This window comes from Arthrobacter sp. UYCu723, from assembly GCF_054059215.1.
In genome coordinates this window covers 2,251,768-2,266,786 of record NZ_JBSSBW010000001.1, presented here as the reverse complement: position 1 = coordinate 2,266,786, position 15,019 = coordinate 2,251,768, and the positions used below count along the sequence as shown (strand labels likewise).

At 65.8% G+C, this 15,019-nt stretch carries 16 protein-coding genes; 10 read left to right on the top strand and 6 right to left on the bottom strand.

Annotated elements, in window-relative coordinates:
• The first annotated feature begins 28 nt into the window (after positions 1 to 28).
• Complete coding sequence (locus tag ACVWZ8_RS10620) at positions 29 to 568, top strand: GNAT family N-acetyltransferase (RefSeq protein WP_456504618.1); 540 nt, start codon at positions 29 to 31, stop codon at positions 566 to 568.
• A 92-nt stretch (positions 569 to 660) separates the two neighbouring features.
• Here the strand turns inward: ACVWZ8_RS10620 and ACVWZ8_RS10615 are convergent, their stop codons facing one another.
• Positions 661 to 1,053 (bottom strand): nuclear transport factor 2 family protein, encoded by a 393-nt coding sequence (locus ACVWZ8_RS10615; RefSeq protein WP_426979365.1) that lies wholly within the window; start codon positions 1,051 to 1,053, stop codon positions 661 to 663.
• Positions 1,054 to 1,426: 373 nt separating this feature from the next.
• Positions 1,427 to 2,833, bottom strand: coding sequence for an IS1380 family transposase (locus ACVWZ8_RS10610; protein ID WP_456503408.1), 1,407 nt, complete (start codon positions 2,831 to 2,833; stop codon positions 1,427 to 1,429).
• A gap of 176 nt (positions 2,834 to 3,009) precedes the next feature.
• On the opposite strand from ACVWZ8_RS10610, the gene ACVWZ8_RS10605 reads away from it, so the two are divergent.
• Together ACVWZ8_RS10605 and ACVWZ8_RS10600 are read left to right on the top strand one after the other, a co-directional pair.
• Complete coding sequence (locus ACVWZ8_RS10605) at positions 3,010 to 3,441, top strand: DUF309 domain-containing protein (RefSeq protein ID WP_456504617.1); 432 nt, start codon at positions 3,010 to 3,012, stop codon at positions 3,439 to 3,441.
• 113 nt (positions 3,442 to 3,554) lie between these two features.
• Positions 3,555 to 4,013 carry a PucR family transcriptional regulator gene (locus ACVWZ8_RS10600; RefSeq protein ID WP_456504616.1) on the top strand — a complete coding sequence of 153 codons (459 nt, stop codon included), beginning with the start codon at positions 3,555 to 3,557 and terminating at the stop codon, positions 4,011 to 4,013.
• A 55-nt stretch (positions 4,014 to 4,068) separates the two neighbouring features.
• Here ACVWZ8_RS10600 and ACVWZ8_RS10595 read toward each other — a convergent pair whose 3' ends face one another.
• Entirely contained in the window at positions 4,069 to 5,361 is a 1,293-nt protein-coding gene (locus ACVWZ8_RS10595) for a type II toxin-antitoxin system HipA family toxin (protein WP_456504615.1), read from the bottom strand.
• A gap of 278 nt (positions 5,362 to 5,639) precedes the next feature.
• Between ACVWZ8_RS10595 and ACVWZ8_RS10590 the strand changes: the two genes are divergently transcribed.
• Positions 5,640 to 5,843 carry a hypothetical protein gene (locus ACVWZ8_RS10590; RefSeq protein ID WP_426979392.1) on the top strand — a complete coding sequence of 68 codons (204 nt, stop codon included), beginning with the start codon at positions 5,640 to 5,642 and terminating at the stop codon, positions 5,841 to 5,843.
• A 190-nt stretch (positions 5,844 to 6,033) separates the two neighbouring features.
• Here the strand turns inward: ACVWZ8_RS10590 and ACVWZ8_RS10585 are convergent, their stop codons facing one another.
• A complete protein-coding gene (locus ACVWZ8_RS10585; RefSeq protein ID WP_426979393.1) occupies positions 6,034 to 6,702 on the bottom strand; it encodes a GOLPH3/VPS74 family protein in 669 nt (222 codons plus the stop codon).
• 191 nt (positions 6,703 to 6,893) lie between these two features.
• Between ACVWZ8_RS10585 and ACVWZ8_RS10580 the strand changes: the two genes are divergently transcribed.
• From ACVWZ8_RS10580 to ACVWZ8_RS10560, 5 genes are read left to right on the top strand one after another with little or no spacing between them, the layout of a single operon-like run.
• Positions 6,894 to 7,793, top strand: coding sequence for a MurR/RpiR family transcriptional regulator (locus ACVWZ8_RS10580; protein ID WP_426979394.1), 900 nt, complete (start codon positions 6,894 to 6,896; stop codon positions 7,791 to 7,793).
• A 54-nt stretch (positions 7,794 to 7,847) separates the two neighbouring features.
• Positions 7,848 to 8,771 carry an NAD(P)-dependent oxidoreductase gene (locus tag ACVWZ8_RS10575; RefSeq protein WP_456504614.1) on the top strand — a complete coding sequence of 308 codons (924 nt, stop codon included), beginning with the start codon at positions 7,848 to 7,850 and terminating at the stop codon, positions 8,769 to 8,771.
• 33 nt (positions 8,772 to 8,804) lie between these two features.
• Positions 8,805 to 10,352: an aldehyde dehydrogenase family protein gene (locus ACVWZ8_RS10570; RefSeq protein WP_456504613.1), complete on the top strand. Its 1,548-nt coding sequence runs from the start codon at positions 8,805 to 8,807 to the stop codon at positions 10,350 to 10,352.
• Between the two features lie 28 nt (positions 10,353 to 10,380).
• Positions 10,381 to 11,607, top strand: coding sequence for an amidohydrolase (locus ACVWZ8_RS10565; RefSeq protein ID WP_456504612.1), 1,227 nt, complete (start codon positions 10,381 to 10,383; stop codon positions 11,605 to 11,607).
• Complete coding sequence (locus ACVWZ8_RS10560; protein WP_456504611.1) at positions 11,604 to 13,007, top strand: DUF3100 domain-containing protein; 1,404 nt, start codon at positions 11,604 to 11,606, stop codon at positions 13,005 to 13,007. Before ACVWZ8_RS10565 ends, ACVWZ8_RS10560 begins: the two co-directional genes overlap by 4 nt.
• Positions 13,008 to 13,113: 106 nt before the next feature.
• Here ACVWZ8_RS10560 and ACVWZ8_RS10555 read toward each other — a convergent pair whose 3' ends face one another.
• Positions 13,114 to 13,374 carry a hypothetical protein gene (locus ACVWZ8_RS10555; protein WP_456504610.1) on the bottom strand — a complete coding sequence of 87 codons (261 nt, stop codon included), beginning with the start codon at positions 13,372 to 13,374 and terminating at the stop codon, positions 13,114 to 13,116.
• Positions 13,375 to 13,551: 177 nt separating this feature from the next.
• On the opposite strand from ACVWZ8_RS10555, the gene ACVWZ8_RS10550 reads away from it, so the two are divergent.
• Positions 13,552 to 13,944 (top strand): VOC family protein, encoded by a 393-nt coding sequence (locus ACVWZ8_RS10550; protein ID WP_456504609.1) that lies wholly within the window; start codon positions 13,552 to 13,554, stop codon positions 13,942 to 13,944.
• Positions 13,945 to 13,973: 29 nt separating this feature from the next.
• Here ACVWZ8_RS10550 and ACVWZ8_RS10545 read toward each other — a convergent pair whose 3' ends face one another.
• On the bottom strand, positions 13,974 to 14,939 hold the full coding sequence (locus ACVWZ8_RS10545; RefSeq protein WP_456504608.1) for a D-2-hydroxyacid dehydrogenase family protein: 966 nt from the start codon (positions 14,937 to 14,939) through the stop codon (positions 13,974 to 13,976).
• Positions 14,940 to 15,019 lie beyond the last annotated feature (80 nt).

The following is a 15,019-nucleotide window of genomic DNA, read 5'->3' as shown; positions in this document are numbered from 1 at the left end:
CCTCCCGCCCGATTGGGCGGCGCGCCCTTTGCCCGATGAGACACGTCTGGACCGAGCTGTTGGGGTCACACCGGAGTACGCCCGCTTCCTCTATGGCCTGGTCGGCGGGCCGTGGCACTGGACGGATCGGCTTGAGTGGACACGGCAGCAGTGGGCCGAGGAGCTCGCGGTGCCGGGTACAGAGTTCTGGGTCCTCTATGGCGAGGGCGTGCCGTGGGGCTATGTCCACCTTCAACCTGTCGTCGCCGAGGATGGCACGCACGTCGAGGTCAGGTACTTCGGCCTCGCAGAGCAGGCGATCGGCCGAGGCCTCGGGGGTCGGCTTCTGGAACACGGCATCACGGCGGCATGGTCGCTGACACAGCGCTTCGACCTCCCGCAGGTGGCCCGTGTCTGGGTCCACACCTGTGCCCTCGACGGTCCCGCAGCCCTGGCGAACTACCAGGCGCGCGGCTTCGTGATTTGCCAGACCGAGGAAGCGGACGACGATGTGCCGGACGAGCCGCTCGGTTCCTGGGTGTCCACCGGCGGGTCGACAAGGGGTCGCCTAACTGAGGCGGGCCACTAACGGTCGATTTCGGGATTTAAGGGACCGGCAACCCGGGGGTCACCCAGTAACAGGGGTGGAACAAAAATGGCGGTGGCCGTCCTGGCTGGAGGCTATGCCCAGAATGCGTCACCCTGTGCCGTGTCTGCGAAGAACTCCCGGCCCTCGGTAATCTGTCCGTCCCGAAGCTGGAACGCGAGTGCGCCGTCCCTGTCCAAAGTTTTGCCGTTGCTCTCAGCATGCTCGTGCTGCAGCGCCACCGAGTGGTCTTCCCCTCCGATGATCTCCTGGACGGTGACCTTGAAGCTGCCGCCGGAGCGTGTCCCCAGCTCGCCGAAGTACGCCAGGATAGCGTCGCGTCCCTGCTTTTTGCCCGATAGGACGCCGTTTCCGGCAGCATGCCAGACAGCGTTCTCCGCGAATAATTCGCCGAGTGTCGCCACATCCCCTGCAATGAAGGCCTCGTATCCGCGCCGGACCAGTTCAGCATTCTCTTCGGTTCCCATGTCGGGCACCTCTCCGTCATCGTCGTCGGGTCACTCTCGAACGGCTTAAGGCTATTCCTGGGCAATGTTCTTGTCGATGGGTCATCGGCATCGGCCAGACCGCCAAACGAACCTGCGAAAAACCGCCAAATGTAGGTAACAGTCACACATATGTTGTTCCAAAAAGCTCGTCTCCGACGAGCGTCCGGAACAACTTTCGGTACGGTGCGGTACGGTGCGGGTCTTAGCCTTGATCCACCGATCGGCAGCCGGTCCCGGGCGTAATTCCGGGCTGGCTGCGGTGAGGTGTTTGGGCATGGTGGATCATCCGGCCTCGCTGTCGGGGTGTTCCACTGGTGGTCCTGGTTGCGCCGTGTGGCTGGTTGGTGTGGGTTCAGGCCGGTTGTGGCGGCGGGTAGAGGTGCTCGAAGAGGCCCTGCCATGCTGTTTGCCAGGGCCAGGCTTCGGGGAGATGAAGCCGGATTTTCCGGGCGCTGGTGGCGATGCGGGCCGGGACGTGGATGAGTTTGCGGCGGATCGTGCCGGTCCGGGCCTTGCCGAAGGGGCCTGCGGCGAGGAGCCCGGCGGCGCGGGTGAGGTTATAGGCCATGACCGCGGCAACCAGCCAGGCGGAGTTCGCCGCGAAAACACCTGAGGGCATATGAGCCAGCGCACTGTCCTTCAGATCGGCGTTCACCTGCTCGATCTGAGCGTGTTTGCGGTGGGTTTGGTCCGCGGCGACAGTGTCCAGAACCTTGGCGTCCACGGTGGTGAAGAACGCGTGGTGCCGATGGGTTTCAAACAAGGTGGGTTGTCCGTCGCTGGCTTTCTTGTTCAGTTCCGGGATGCGGCGCACCACCAGCCGGCCGGTGACCTGCTCGGCCTTTTTCCGGGAGGAGAACGCGGTGAACACGGTTTCGGCGACCTCAGCCTTCGAGACCCAGGTGTTGGTGGTCTCGTCGAAGACCGCGTCGGTGTATTCGATCATTTCCCATGCCGTCTCCGGGATCCCGGCGATAGCCCGTTTGACGGCCGGGTCCATGCGCACGGTCACCGAGACCTCGGCCCCGCCGGCCAGCGCGGCGGAAACCGCTGCATGGCCATAGAAGGCCGAATCGAACCGGCAGAGCACCCGCCCGCGACTCTGCCCTCCGGTCTGGAGGCCTTTGAGCGTGGACAGGGCATCGGTGATCAGGCGTTTGGCTCCGCGGGCCGAGTTCGCCGCGCCCTTGCGCAGCCGCTGGGCCGCGATTACCGGGGCGGTGTCTTTGGTGGAGACCGTGGCCAGCAGGGCGTTCAGGCCGCGGACCCCGGAGTACCCGTAGCCGGAACCCTGCTTGGCGTAGCCGTGGACCTCGATGATCGTGTCGTCAACATCGACGAACACGAAGTCCTCCGCCCCGGGGCTCCCGAGCAGCGGGGCCCGGGTCCCCAGGCCGGCCAGGAAACGGGAGGCGACAGCGTCCAGTTGGCGCACGTGCCCGAACGTGAAGGACCGCAGGAACGAGCCCAGGGTCGAGGGCGCGTAGCAGGCGGTGAAGAGCCGCTTCATCCCGCCGTGGCGCAACAGGGTCATGTCATCAATCGAGTCTGCCCCGGCGACCATCCCGGCGACCAGGGAAGCGACTTTCAGCCCGGCGTTCGCGCCCTTATCCGTCGGCACCGTCAGCCAGTCCTGGGCGAGCTCGTGCAGCCCGGCGTCCCGGGCCAGCGTCATGACCGGCAGCAGCCCGGCAGCCGACACGAGATTGGGCTCGTCAAAGGAAACCGACACCGCGGATGGTTTGTGGGAAACTTGCATCTACGAGATGGCCTCTTTTCGGTGAAAAATGAGTTCTAGACAAACTTCATTTTCCTTGAAAAGGCGGCCATTCTCGGTTTAAAACGCCGACGTAGCCCCAATCAACATCGGTGGATCAAGGCTTAGCATTGGGCGTATGAAGGTTGGTAACGTCCACGCTCAGCGCGGAAACTGCAATGACCGGTGACAGGGATCGGGATGCATCAAGCCGCCCGCGGCAGGCCCGGCCACGTGACGCTCTCGGGCGGCCGCTGCCGTACGGAAGCGCTGGCGTCGAGCCGGTCTCGGAGGAGCCGCTGCCGCCGGCGGAGACGTTGGTCTCGGCCCGGAGCCTGGTGGACGCTGGCCGGCCGTTCGCAGCCCATGAGGTGCTCGAGGCCCGCTGGAAAGCTGGGCCGGCCGAAGAACGCAACCTGTGGCAAGGTCTCGCCCAGATCTGCGTCGGGCTCACCCACGCCGCCCGGGGTAACAGCGTTGGCGCGCTCCGGCTCTTCGAGCGCGGGGCGGCCCGGCTCGAGGAGTACGGTTCCGGCGAAGGGCCGACCTACGGGCTCGACTTGTCCGCCGTGGTGAGTTGCGCACGTGATCGGATGCGCACCGGCCGCTGAGCTTGCGACCAGCATCCTCGCGGCCCGTGAGGATCTCACGAATGCCCAATGCGGACCACAGACATCGGATGTATGGCTTGTCGATATCATTCCTTCGAGTACACTTGCATAAAATGCCCGCTTCGCTGCGGGTCAAGCTGCGGGCGTCAACGGGCTCTACCGTCACCACCGCCGCAGATATCAGCCGGTCCCGGCACGACGCGGACCTCGTCCTGCTGATGCTCGCCTCCGGGCGGAGCGCCGGTGACTATGCCAACGCCCAGGAAGTGCGCAGCCGCCTGACCCTGCTGGAACTCGGTGCACTGTTCCGGAACACGCCCCGTCTTATGTCCCCGGCCGCGGCCAGCATGCTGAAGTACGACGCCGAATCAGGAACCGAATACGCGAAAACCTTGCGCACCTACCTCGATTTCTCCCGCGATTCCGCCAAAACCTCAGCGGCGCTTTCGGTGCACCAGAATACGCTCCGCTATCGCTTGCGGCGTCTTCGGGAACTTTTTGGAATTGATGTGGACCAGCCCGAAGACACAGTGGTTTTGTGGCTCAGCCTGCACGTTCAGGAGCTGTTGTAAGGAAATCGCCCCTACCGCGATGCGTCTCTCGGACGCGTCCGTTGGGTAGAAGTACCTAGCCGGATAGCTCCTGACGCCGGTGCCGCAGCTCCCGGACCGTGTGATTGAGCGGTGAGCCGGTGAACGGCAGAGCTTCCAGGTCGATCCCGGCTTCTGCACGCAGGGCGAGCGCATTCGCCGATGCGGCTGCCCGCTGGGGAAGGCCGATAGAGTCCGCGAACTCCTGCCAGTGCCTGGCCCTCAAATTCTTTGCCCGGCTGGCCACCGGCAGCGCCATGGTGTCGTCCCCGTAGAGGAGGGTGCAGGGGATGTCGTAGACCGGCGCCACGACGAAGCCTCCGCGCCGGTTTCCCAGGATGGCGACGTTCTTGGCGTGCAGGTCGCCGTTGCCGGTCAGCCAGGCGAATACGAACTGGAGGTACAGGTTCCTGACGGCGACGACGGGTGCCTTGCTGGCGCCGGCGAGGGCGGCAACAACCTCCTCAGAGGTCACGTTGTACTTGGACGACGGCGGCAGACCCAGGACCTGGGCGCCGTCTTCCATCGCCAGGTGCCGCCACTCGTCGCCGTCGCTCGTCCGGTCGAAACGGGTGACCAGGAGGCCCGGCAGGCCGTTCCGGTCCTGGACGACGGAAGCGGTCGAGACGGGGATTTTCAGCGCTTTTGCCGCCGCAAGGTGCATGGCCTCGTTGTGGACCAGGTGCGGGTGGTTCGGCGGATCCAGCTTGAGGACGTACCGGCCGCCGCGGGCTGCCAGCGGTGCCGAGAGCCTGGAGGCGCTGGCCTTTGGCTGGACGCCGGGCAGGGCATGGACGTCTACCACTACCGCCAGAGCACCAAAGTCCAGGTGAGACGGGTCAGTAATATCGGCCAGCGGGTCCGGTTCGGCGGGTGTTTCACCGGCCGGGACGATCTGCACGTCACCGGGAGCGTCGGCGCCGACTGCCAGGAGCAGCGTCAGTTCGTCGCTGAGGCTTGTCTTGGCCGCATCCTTCAGGACTGTGAGGCGGTGACCTTCGGGTAGGAGCCCTGTGAAGAACGCGGGCAGTCCGCCGCCCGGAGTCTCGATGACCACGTCCCGCGCCGGCAGGGTCGTGGCCACGCCGGGGAGTCCTGCTTCCAGGTAGTCCGGATCGTAGGCGAAGGAGGTGCCGGCAATATGTTGCCGCTTTTCGGTCCAAGGGACTCCTGCTGTGTGATTAGAAGCCCAACCGGCAAGATGCTGCCGGTGGCAGATGGCGAACTCGAATACTCGGGCCGCCTTCAGGACCTGGGTGCGGAGCACGCAACCGTCACGGCCCGCCCGGCTCCACCACCATAGCCACCAGCTGTGATGAGACTCACCCACAAAAATCGCCATCTAGCTTGAGTCGTTTGCGCCGCGCCATGCACTATGGAAAGGCACGGCAGGGAACCCAAATTCCCGCCACAGCAGCCCTGACCACTCCGGAGCTATGCGCAGGCAGTGGATCAGCGGCACAGTTTTACCCATCCTGGTGGACGCAATGAGGCCAAACCGGTGAGCTCGCAGAGCTGCCCAGAGGTCTCAGGCGTTCCTGGCCCCACGGCGGCTCCGCATCGGTGCGGCAGCCGGACATCCGGATTCATGAATGGAAGCACTGAACAATGACGTTTGAAACTGCCAACTCCGTAACCCACAAGCTTTGGGACCGCTCCACGATGCACCACGAGCTGGACGCCCTGGTCCACGACCTCTCGGTCCGGCACAACACCGCCAAGAGCAACATCGCGGTCCACGCCAGCGGCCCGAACACCTTCACGCTCAGCCTCAACCAAAGCGAAGCCAACCTCGAGGCAGTTTCGGCCTAGTAAACCCAACGACGTCGGCGGGAGTCTCCCGCCGACGTCGTTGCGTGGCGTGGCGTGGGGACATCAGCAAGTATTCGACTGTCCCCACGCGTGCAACCGAGAGAGAACGACGGCGTGACTTCCCGCCGTCGTTCTCTGGCGTTGGAGGCCCACTGACCTACAGCGCCGACAAGCAGCCGACGACGGTTGGCTAGGTTGCGGCTTCTGCCTCCGCCAGTTTGACCATGCGAAGTTCTTTTGCCACGGCGCGGGAAGGCCAATGGCCCTTCGCTAGTTCCCTTGCCCTGCCTTGATCCGCCGCCGGGAAGAACTTCTCGAGCAGCCCTGCCGCGTGGAGCAGTGCGATCAGGGCCGTGGTCCTTGGATCAGACGTTCCGGAATCGGACGGCGCGGAATCGGGCGGCGCCCCGCTGAGTGCGGCGTGGATCTTTTGCAAGAGCGCAGCTTCCGGAGCGTGGTCCTTCTCCGGGTACCGCGTGGTCCTGAACAGGCCGAGGTGTCTCTCGCCGACATGATCCACGATGCCCAGCGAAACCATGCCCTCGTAGACACGGTGCAGTTCGGCGCGGCTCTCCAGCATCGAGACCCAGCGCTTGGGAGTGTGCTGCCGTGATTTGTCACGGATGAGTTCCAGCTGGTGCTGGAAGTCCGTTTGCGGGGCGGTGCCGGTAGCCCTCACGTGCTTGCCCTGCAGCTTGATTGCACCGAGCAGGTCCAGCTCGGCCAGTATTGCCCCTGCCACGGCGGCCCTGAGCACGGACTGCGGCACGTCAGGTTCGCCGTCCTTGTCGTTCGTTGCCAGAAGGAGCAAAGCCTGGGGAAGGTTCAGCTCCTCGGCGTTCGGTATTTCAGCATCCATAGGATCATGGTGGCGCAGTCACGCGGCCACCACAACGGCCATCTGAAATAGCCCGGAACCTCTCGCTCCTGTTGAACAGGTTGAGGATTTACAAGCCTGAAACGCAAACCACTAGTCGCAAACGAAATTGCATAGTACATTTGATGCAATCAGCCTTGCAGAGTGATCCACGTTACAGAAGAGGTCCGGACTTGAACACCAATGCGGCCGATCTGGAAGCCAACGCGGCCGGCGGCACTGGCGCCGGGAACGTTTCCCATGCCTGGCTCGGTGACGTGTTTCCGGACGTTCCGCTGTCCAAGGCCCAGAGCCGGGTGGTCGATGTCATCGGCCGCAATCCGCAGCTCTCCTCCTACGCCGACATCGCCGAGATTGCCCAGCGCGCCGACGTCAACAACTCCACGGTGGTCCGCGCAGCCCAGCATCTGGGCTACCGGGGCTGGCCTGATCTCCAGCGGGAACTGCGCTCCCGGTACCTCGTGATGATCTCCACCGAGGACACCCTGACCGAGCACGGCGAACACCGCAGCCCCCTGCATGACGCGCTCAACCACGACATCGAGAATCTGCGCCTGACCCTGGACTCCAATACGGCCGACGACGCCGAGGCCGCCATCGCGGCCATGGCCGCCGCCAAGTCCATCACCGTCGTCGGGCTGGGCTCCTTCGCCGGCCCCGCCAGCGTGATGGCGCACCTGGGCTCCACCATGGGATACCCCATCACGCTGGAGAACCGCGGCGGCGTCCACCTCGCTTCCAGCACCAACACCCTTGGAGAAGGGGACGTCCTGGTGGTCATCAACATGTGGCGCTCGATACGGCAGATCATCGTCACCGCCGAGGCCGCCAAGCAGGCAGGCGCCACGGTGATTGCCATCAGCGACATGCGCCGCGGCCGCCTGGCAGCTGCGGCTGACCACCTCCTGGTGGTGGCCTCGGAAGGAATCTCCTTCTTCCAGTCCGTCACCGCCGCAAACTCGTTGGTCTACGGCCTGCTCGCGGGAATGGAGGCAGCGCACCCCGAACGCAGCCGCGCCGCCATCCGCCGCACCCAGCAGCTGTGGAAAGACCTGGACATCTACCTCGACTGACCCCCGGCACCCCTTGCCTCTCCCTCACCCGCGTGCCTTTTCCAGGAGTAGTTCATGAACACCAGCACCGACCGCCGCATAGCCGTCATAGGCCTCGGCTCCATGGGCGGGGCGATGGCCGCCACGCTCCACCAGGCCGGCTGGGATGTCACCGGTTTCGACCCCTCCGAGGCAGCCAGGGCCGCCGCCTCCGACACGGGAATTCGTACCACTGCCAACCTTGCCGATATCGCCGGAACCCCTTACGCGGTTCTCTCCCTGCCCGCCGCCAGCATCGTCGAAACCACCGTGCCCCAGCTCCTGGCGGCACCGGGAACCGTCGCGATCATTGACACCACCACCTCCGAACCGGCCACCAGCAAACTCATGGCCGCCCTTGCCGAAGCACAAGGGGCGGCCTTCGTGGACGCGCCGGTCTCCGGCGGCCGCGACGGGGCAGCAACGGGATCACTGAGCGCCTTCGTCGGAGCAACCGATGCGGCTCTGGCCGCCGCCGAGCCAGTCCTGCAGGCCCTCACCGGCGGCAAGTACAACCACATCGGTGGCCCCGGCAGCGGCAACGTGGTCAAGCTCCTCAACAACGTCCTGGCAGCCGCGAACCTGGTCTCCGTGGGCGAGGCCTTGGGCGTCGCCAAGGCCTACGGCATCGATCCTGCCAAGGCGGCAGCGAGTATCAGCGAAGCCTCCGGCGGCAGCAAAGTCTCCGCGAACATGTATCCCACCTGGGTGCTCACCGGCACCCACGATTCAGGGTTCTCCCTGGGCCTCATGGCACGGGACGCCGCCCTCGCTGTGGAGGTCGCCGCGCAAATCGGCGAAAGCCCGGCCCTGCTGGCGGCCGTGGCGGGCCAGTGGCAGGACGCCCTGGCCGTCCTCGGACCGCGTGCGGACTTCACCGAAATCGCGAGGACCGTCGCCCCGGCCATCACACCCGCCGGCGCACCTGGCACCACAAACAGCACCACCGCCCTCGCCTGAGCCTCCAGCCCCCAGCCGTAAAGGAAGACCACATTGAGCCTCACCACAGCACCCACCTCCTCCTCGGCAGCGACCGCCCGGGCGGCCCTGGACGCAGCCTTCCCGGCCGGCCTCGGCGCCTTCCTTGACGGCAGGACCGTTCCGGGCAGCGGCGAGAGCATCACGCTCACTGCCGCGGCCACCGGGGAACCTTTTGCCACCTATGCCGACCCCGGCGCCGGGGGCGCCAACGCCATCCTGGAAAGCTCAACGACCGGTGCAGCGGCCTGGGGCGCGATGAACGGATTCGAACGGGCAGCCATCCTGCGCAACGTCAGCCGCGTGGTGGAAGCACACACGGAGGAACTTGCCATCCTCGAGTCAGCCACCACTGGAAAGCCCATCCGTGACGCCCGCGTCGAAGCCGCCAAAGTGGCTGAAATGTTCGGCTACTACGCGGGGTGGGCGGACAAGCTGACGGGGCAGACCATTCCCGTTCCCGGGCCGTGGCACACCTACACCGAACGCGTCCCGTGGGGCGTCGTCGTCGCCATCACCCCGTGGAACGCTCCGCTGTTCACGGCGGGCTGGAACTCCGCCGCCCCGCTGGCCGCCGGCAACGCCGTGATCATCAAGCCCAGCGAATTCACCCCGGCCTCGTCGGTCCGGCTCGCCCAGCTGGCTCACGAAGCGGGGCTGCCGGCAGGCGTCTTCAACGTGGCGGCGGGACTGGGCCAGACCGTGGGCGCCGCCCTCACCACCGACCGGCGCGTCGGCAAAGTCAGCTTCATCGGCTCTGTCCCCACCGGGCGCCGGGTGGCCGTCGCGGCCGCGCAGGCCGGGATCCCCGCCCTGCTGGAACTCGGCGGCAAAAGCGCGAACATCGTGTTCGCCGACGCCGATCTGGACCGTGCCGCCGACGGCGCCATCTCGGCGATCTTCTCCGGTGCGGGGCAGTCATGCGTCGCCGGATCACGGCTCCTGGTGGAGCGCAGCGTGCACGCACAGTTCGTTGAACTTGTGGCCGACCGGGCCGCGCGGCTGCGGGTCGGCGACCCGCTCAGCGCGGACACCGAGGTGGGCCCGATCATCACGGCCCAGCAGTTCGCCACCGTCAACTCCCTCATCGAGGCAGGACTGAACGACGGCGGACGCCGGGTCACCGGAGCGACGCTTCCGGATGCAATCGCAGGGTCCTCGCTGGCAGGCGGGCACTGGGTCATGCCGACCTTGCTCGACGGGGTGACGCCCCAGAACCGCCTCGAAACCACGGAGGTTTTCGGTCCCGTGGTGGGGGCGGACGCGTTCGACACGGAAGCGGAGGCCATTGCCCGCGCCAACAACACGAACTTCGGCCTGGCCGGTGCGGTGTGGACCTCCGATGTCTCCCGCGCCCATCACATTGCCCGCGAGGTGAAGGCCGGCACGTTTTGGATCAACTCCTACAAGACCATCCACGTGGCAGTCCCGTTCGGCGGCTTCGGCGATTCCGGTCACGGCCGTTCCTCCGGTCCCGGCGTCCTGGACGAGTACACCCAGACGAAGGCCATCTGGGTGCCCACGCGCGCAGCAGGCGTTCCCTTCCCGTCGCTGTCCTACTAAAGCGTCCGACTAGAGCAGGCAGATACTCATGGAACTGACAGACACAACCGCCGCAATGGAAACCCTCCGCGCCGCCCTTGCCGGCGGCGTCGAGGACTGGAAACCGCGGGTCCAGGCCCTGGCGCGGGAAATCCACGCGGCCAGGGAGGTGTCCTTCGAGGAGGTCCGCTCGGCCGAGGCGGCAGCAGCATTGCTGGCCGACGGCGGCTTCGCGGTTGAACGCGGAACCGGCGGCCTTCCCACCGCCTTCACCGCGAGCGCCGGCAGCGGCGAACTCACCGTGGCCCTGTGCGTGGAATACGATGCGCTCCCGGACGTCGGGCACGCGTGCGGGCACAACCTGATCGCAGGTGCTTCCGTCGCCGCGGCCCTTGCCCTGCAGCCCTTCGTGGACCAGCTGGGCATCACGCTGAAGGCGATCGGAACGCCCGCCGAGGAGCACGGCGGCGGCAAGGCCCTCCTGCTGGAACGGGGAGCGTTCGACGGCGTCGGCCTGGCCCTGATGGTCCATCCCGTCCAGGACGGCCTGACCTACAACCCCGCGGGCACCAGCGCCCAGGCCGTAGGCCGGTACAAGGCGACGTTCACTGGGAAGGCCGCGCACGCAGCAGCAGCCCCGCACCAGGGCGTCAACGCGGCGGACGCGGCCGTGCTGAGCCAGGTGGCCGTCGGGCTGCTGCGTCAGCAGATCCCTGGCGACCACCGCATAGCCCTGTACGTCGCCGAAGCCGGACACGTCACCAACATCATTCCGGAACGGGCGGTGGTCCAGTTCGAGTGCCGGGCCTTCACCCTTCCGGAATACGAGGCGTTGCTGGACCGCGTCCGCCGCTGCTTCGAAGGAGCCGCCCTCGCCACCGGCACCACGCTGGCCATCGAGGCAACGGAACCCCTCTACGAACCCCTGCTCCAGGACAACGCACTGGCCGCGCACTGGACCGAGGCAATGGAGGCGTTCGGCAAGGACACCTCGCCCTCGGCCGGCCTCAGCGGCGGCTCAACCGACATGGGCAACATCTCCCAGGTCATCCCGTCCCTGCATCCCTGGCTGAGCATTCCCGGTGCGGACGTGCCCATCCACTCCCACGCGTTCGCCGCGCTTGCAGACTCCCCGGAGGCGTACGGGGTGATGTTCGAGGCAGCCACCGCGCTGGCCTGGACCGTCGCCGCAGCAGCCTCAACCCCCACCGAACGAGCACGCTTCATCAAAGCGGCATACCGCCGTCGTACTTTCACCCAGGAAGGCACCTCATGAGTACCAGCACCCCAAACGCGCGGATAGACAAAGCTGGTGCCCGGATGACACTGCCGGTCGCCGCCTTGGCCTTTGTCATTGCCGTAGCCGTCCAGCTGATCGGCCAGGCCAAGATTGACCTCGGAATCGGCGCAATCGTCATCTTCCCCATGGTCTGGGGCCTCATCCTTGGGCTTTTGGTCTCCATCCAGAAGTTCAAGCCGCTGGGCCTGGACCTGCAGCGGATCGCGGCCGCCCTGGTGGGCGTGGCCGTTCTGCTCCTGGTGGCCAGGCTGGCGTTCAACATCGGCCCCAGCCTCCCCAGCCTGATCAAGGCCGGGCCCGCCCTGCTTTTGCAGGAAGTGGGCCACCTGCTGGGCACCATCGCGCTGGCCCTCCCGCTGGCTGTCCTGCTCCGGATGGGCAAGGCAACGGTAGGGGCCACGTTCTCCCTGGACCGCGAACCGTCCTTCGCCATGGTCTCCGAAAAGTACGGTCCCGATTCGGACCAGTACCGGGGCGTGCTGGCCATGTACGTTTTCGGAACCCTCTTTGGCGCCGTGTTCATCACGCTGCTCACCTCGCTTGTGGCCAACTGGAAGATCTTCGACCCCCTGGCCCTGGCCATGGGTGCCGGCGTGGGGTCCGGCTCCATGATGGCGGCGTCCTCGGCCAGCATCATCGCGGCCTACCCCGGGGACCAGGAAGCCATCCTCGGCATGGCGGCAGTGTCCAACCTGATCACCACCATCCTTGGCGTCTACGTCGGAATCTACATCGCGCTGCCGCTCGCGGACCGGTTCTACAAGGTCCTCACCCGCAAGCAGACCCGCGAAGCCGCGGCCGCCGCGGCAGGTGCCACCGCGGCAGGTGCCACCGCGGCAGGGGCCACAGCAGAGCGCGGCCGGGCCGACATTGAGCGGGAAGAGGCCCAGGCCGAAGAAAACCGGCGGTTCCGCGAACGGGTCGCCGAATCCTCGGCAGCCATCAAGCTCCCGCTGTGGCTGTCCCTGTCAGTCCTTACGGTCCTGGGCATCGGCACAGCCTCGGTGGCGGCCAAGGGATTCAGCCTGACGATCGTCGCCGGGTACGGAATCATGCTCGCCCTGGTCCTGGTCAGCATCGCGCTGGCGAAGGTCACCCGGAAGATCTCCGCGATCGTCTACGTCACCACCATCGGCGCCTACATCTCCAGCCCCTGGTTCTTCGGAGCGGAAGCGCTCACAACGGTCATCAAGTCCGTCGACTTCCTGTCCATCGCCACCGTCATGCTGACGCTCGCGGGCCTGTCCCTGGGCAAGGACATCCCGCTGCTGAAGAACATCGGCTGGAAAATCATTCCCGTGGGCCTGGTCGCCGTCACCGCATCCTTCCTGCTCTCCACCGTGATCGCCGAGTTCGCCCTGGGGCTCTGGCACTAGCACGCACCATCGGAGCCGCTTTCTTGCGGCAGCAGTGAACGGACGACGGCGGGACCTCCCCGCCGTCGTCCGCTTGCGTTGGTGTCAGGCGCCCTTGCGGGGTCCGCTACTCGCCGAGGAACCGCAGCAGGAACGGGACGGTGGCGTGCATCGTCCGGAGATCCCCGCCGCTGGCGGCCTGCTCGCCGAGGTAGTCACCATGGCGCTGTTCGGCCCGTAGCGGGATGAGTTCGCCGAAGTTGGTGCCGATGGTGGAACCGCCGCCCGGGATGAAGAGCAGCGGCGGCTGGCCGGGCACCGCGCGGCCGTGGGCCTCGTAGTACACGCGAAGACCGTGGTTGTCCGCGTAGCCGTGGTTGAAGCTCACACGGCATCCTAACCCCGGGCGCTTCCAGCGAAAGGGCCTAGATCCGGCGGCCGAAAAAGCAGACAATCAAGACGACTACCCCGTGTCCGTCCGCACAACTGACGAACTGACCACGCGGATCCAGTTCCTGCTTTTCGCAATCGAGTACCCCCAAACGCGTTCGGAAAGGAGCCAGCAATGCCCGACAACTCTACGGACATGGTCAGCGTCCGGTACATGGTGGACGACGTCGAAGCGGCCATCGACTTCTACACAAAACACCTCGGATTCACCCTCCGCATGAGCGCCGCACCGGCGTTCGCCGATGTCACAAGAGGCCGGCTACGGCTTCTGCTGAGCGGGCCGAGTAGCTCGGCAGGCCGACCAATGCCGGACGGCACGGTGCCGGCCCCGGGCGGATGGAACCGTATCCACCTCATAGTGGGCGATATCGCGGCCGAGGTGGAGCGGCTGCGTGCCGCAGGCCTCGCCTTCCGAAACGACATTGTTACCGGTCCAGGCGGTCAGCAGATATTGCTGGAAGACCCGTCCGGCAACGTCGTCGAGTTGTTCCAACCAGCTGGCGCATAGCGCCCCCAGGTTCACAGGTTGAGGTCTCGCTACTGTCGCATCAATTGACGGACGGGGGCGCCAGCCAGCCATGATTTGACGTCCTCGAGCGCTCCGCCGTAGAACTGCGCGTAGCTCTCGTGGGTGACGTAGCCCAGATGCGGTGTCAGGAGAGTGTTCGGGGTGGCCAACAGCGGATGGTCCACCGGCAAGGGTTCCTGATCGTAGACGTCGACGGCTGCGCCCCGGATCCAGCCTTCTTCGAGGGCACGAATGAGGGCGGACTGGTTCACGAGGGGTCCCCTGGCCGTGTTGACGAGCATTCCGCTTGGGCCCAGCAGCCGAAGTTCAGCTTCGCCGACCGTCCCTTCGGAGCGCTGGGACAGGCGGAGGTGAAGGGTCACGATGTCGGATTCCCGGAAGAGTTCGTCCTTACTGACTTTCCGGACCCCTTCGGCTTTAGTTGTCTCCTCCTCCAGGTTCTGACTCCATGCCAGTACGTTCATGCCGAAAGCGTGCGCGTAGGCCGCGACCTTATGCCCGATCTTGCCCAGCCCGACTATCCCCAGGGTCTTGCCCGCGAGTTCAGAACCAACAGTGTTCTGCCAACGTCCAGCCCGGAGCGCGTTCTCTTCAGCGGTCAGATTTCGGGCCAACGCCATGAGCAGCGCCCACGTCAGTTCAGGGGCCGCCGACGGCGATCCGCCCGTTCCACAGACGGTAACGCCATGCTCCTCCGCCGCCGCGAGATCGATGACGGCGTTTGCGGCGCCGGTCGTGACCAGCAATTTCAGGCGAGGCAGCTCCGCCAACACAGCCCGCGGAAACGGAGTCCTCTCCCGCATGGCGACAACGATGTCGAAGCCCAAGAGGGCGTGGACTGCGTCGGCTTCAGAGGCGAACGGCGTGCTGAAGACGGTTACGCTGACGCCGTCCGCACCAAGGGAGTCCCAGTCTGCATAGTCGCACGAAACCTGCTGGTAGTCATCCAGAATTGCCAGCCGATACTCGGTCATATTTGTTCAGTCCCCTAATTCCAGACGGGTTTCCCGGGGAAGCGCATGGACTGCTGGCTGTTGGCCAGGTTCACGTACCC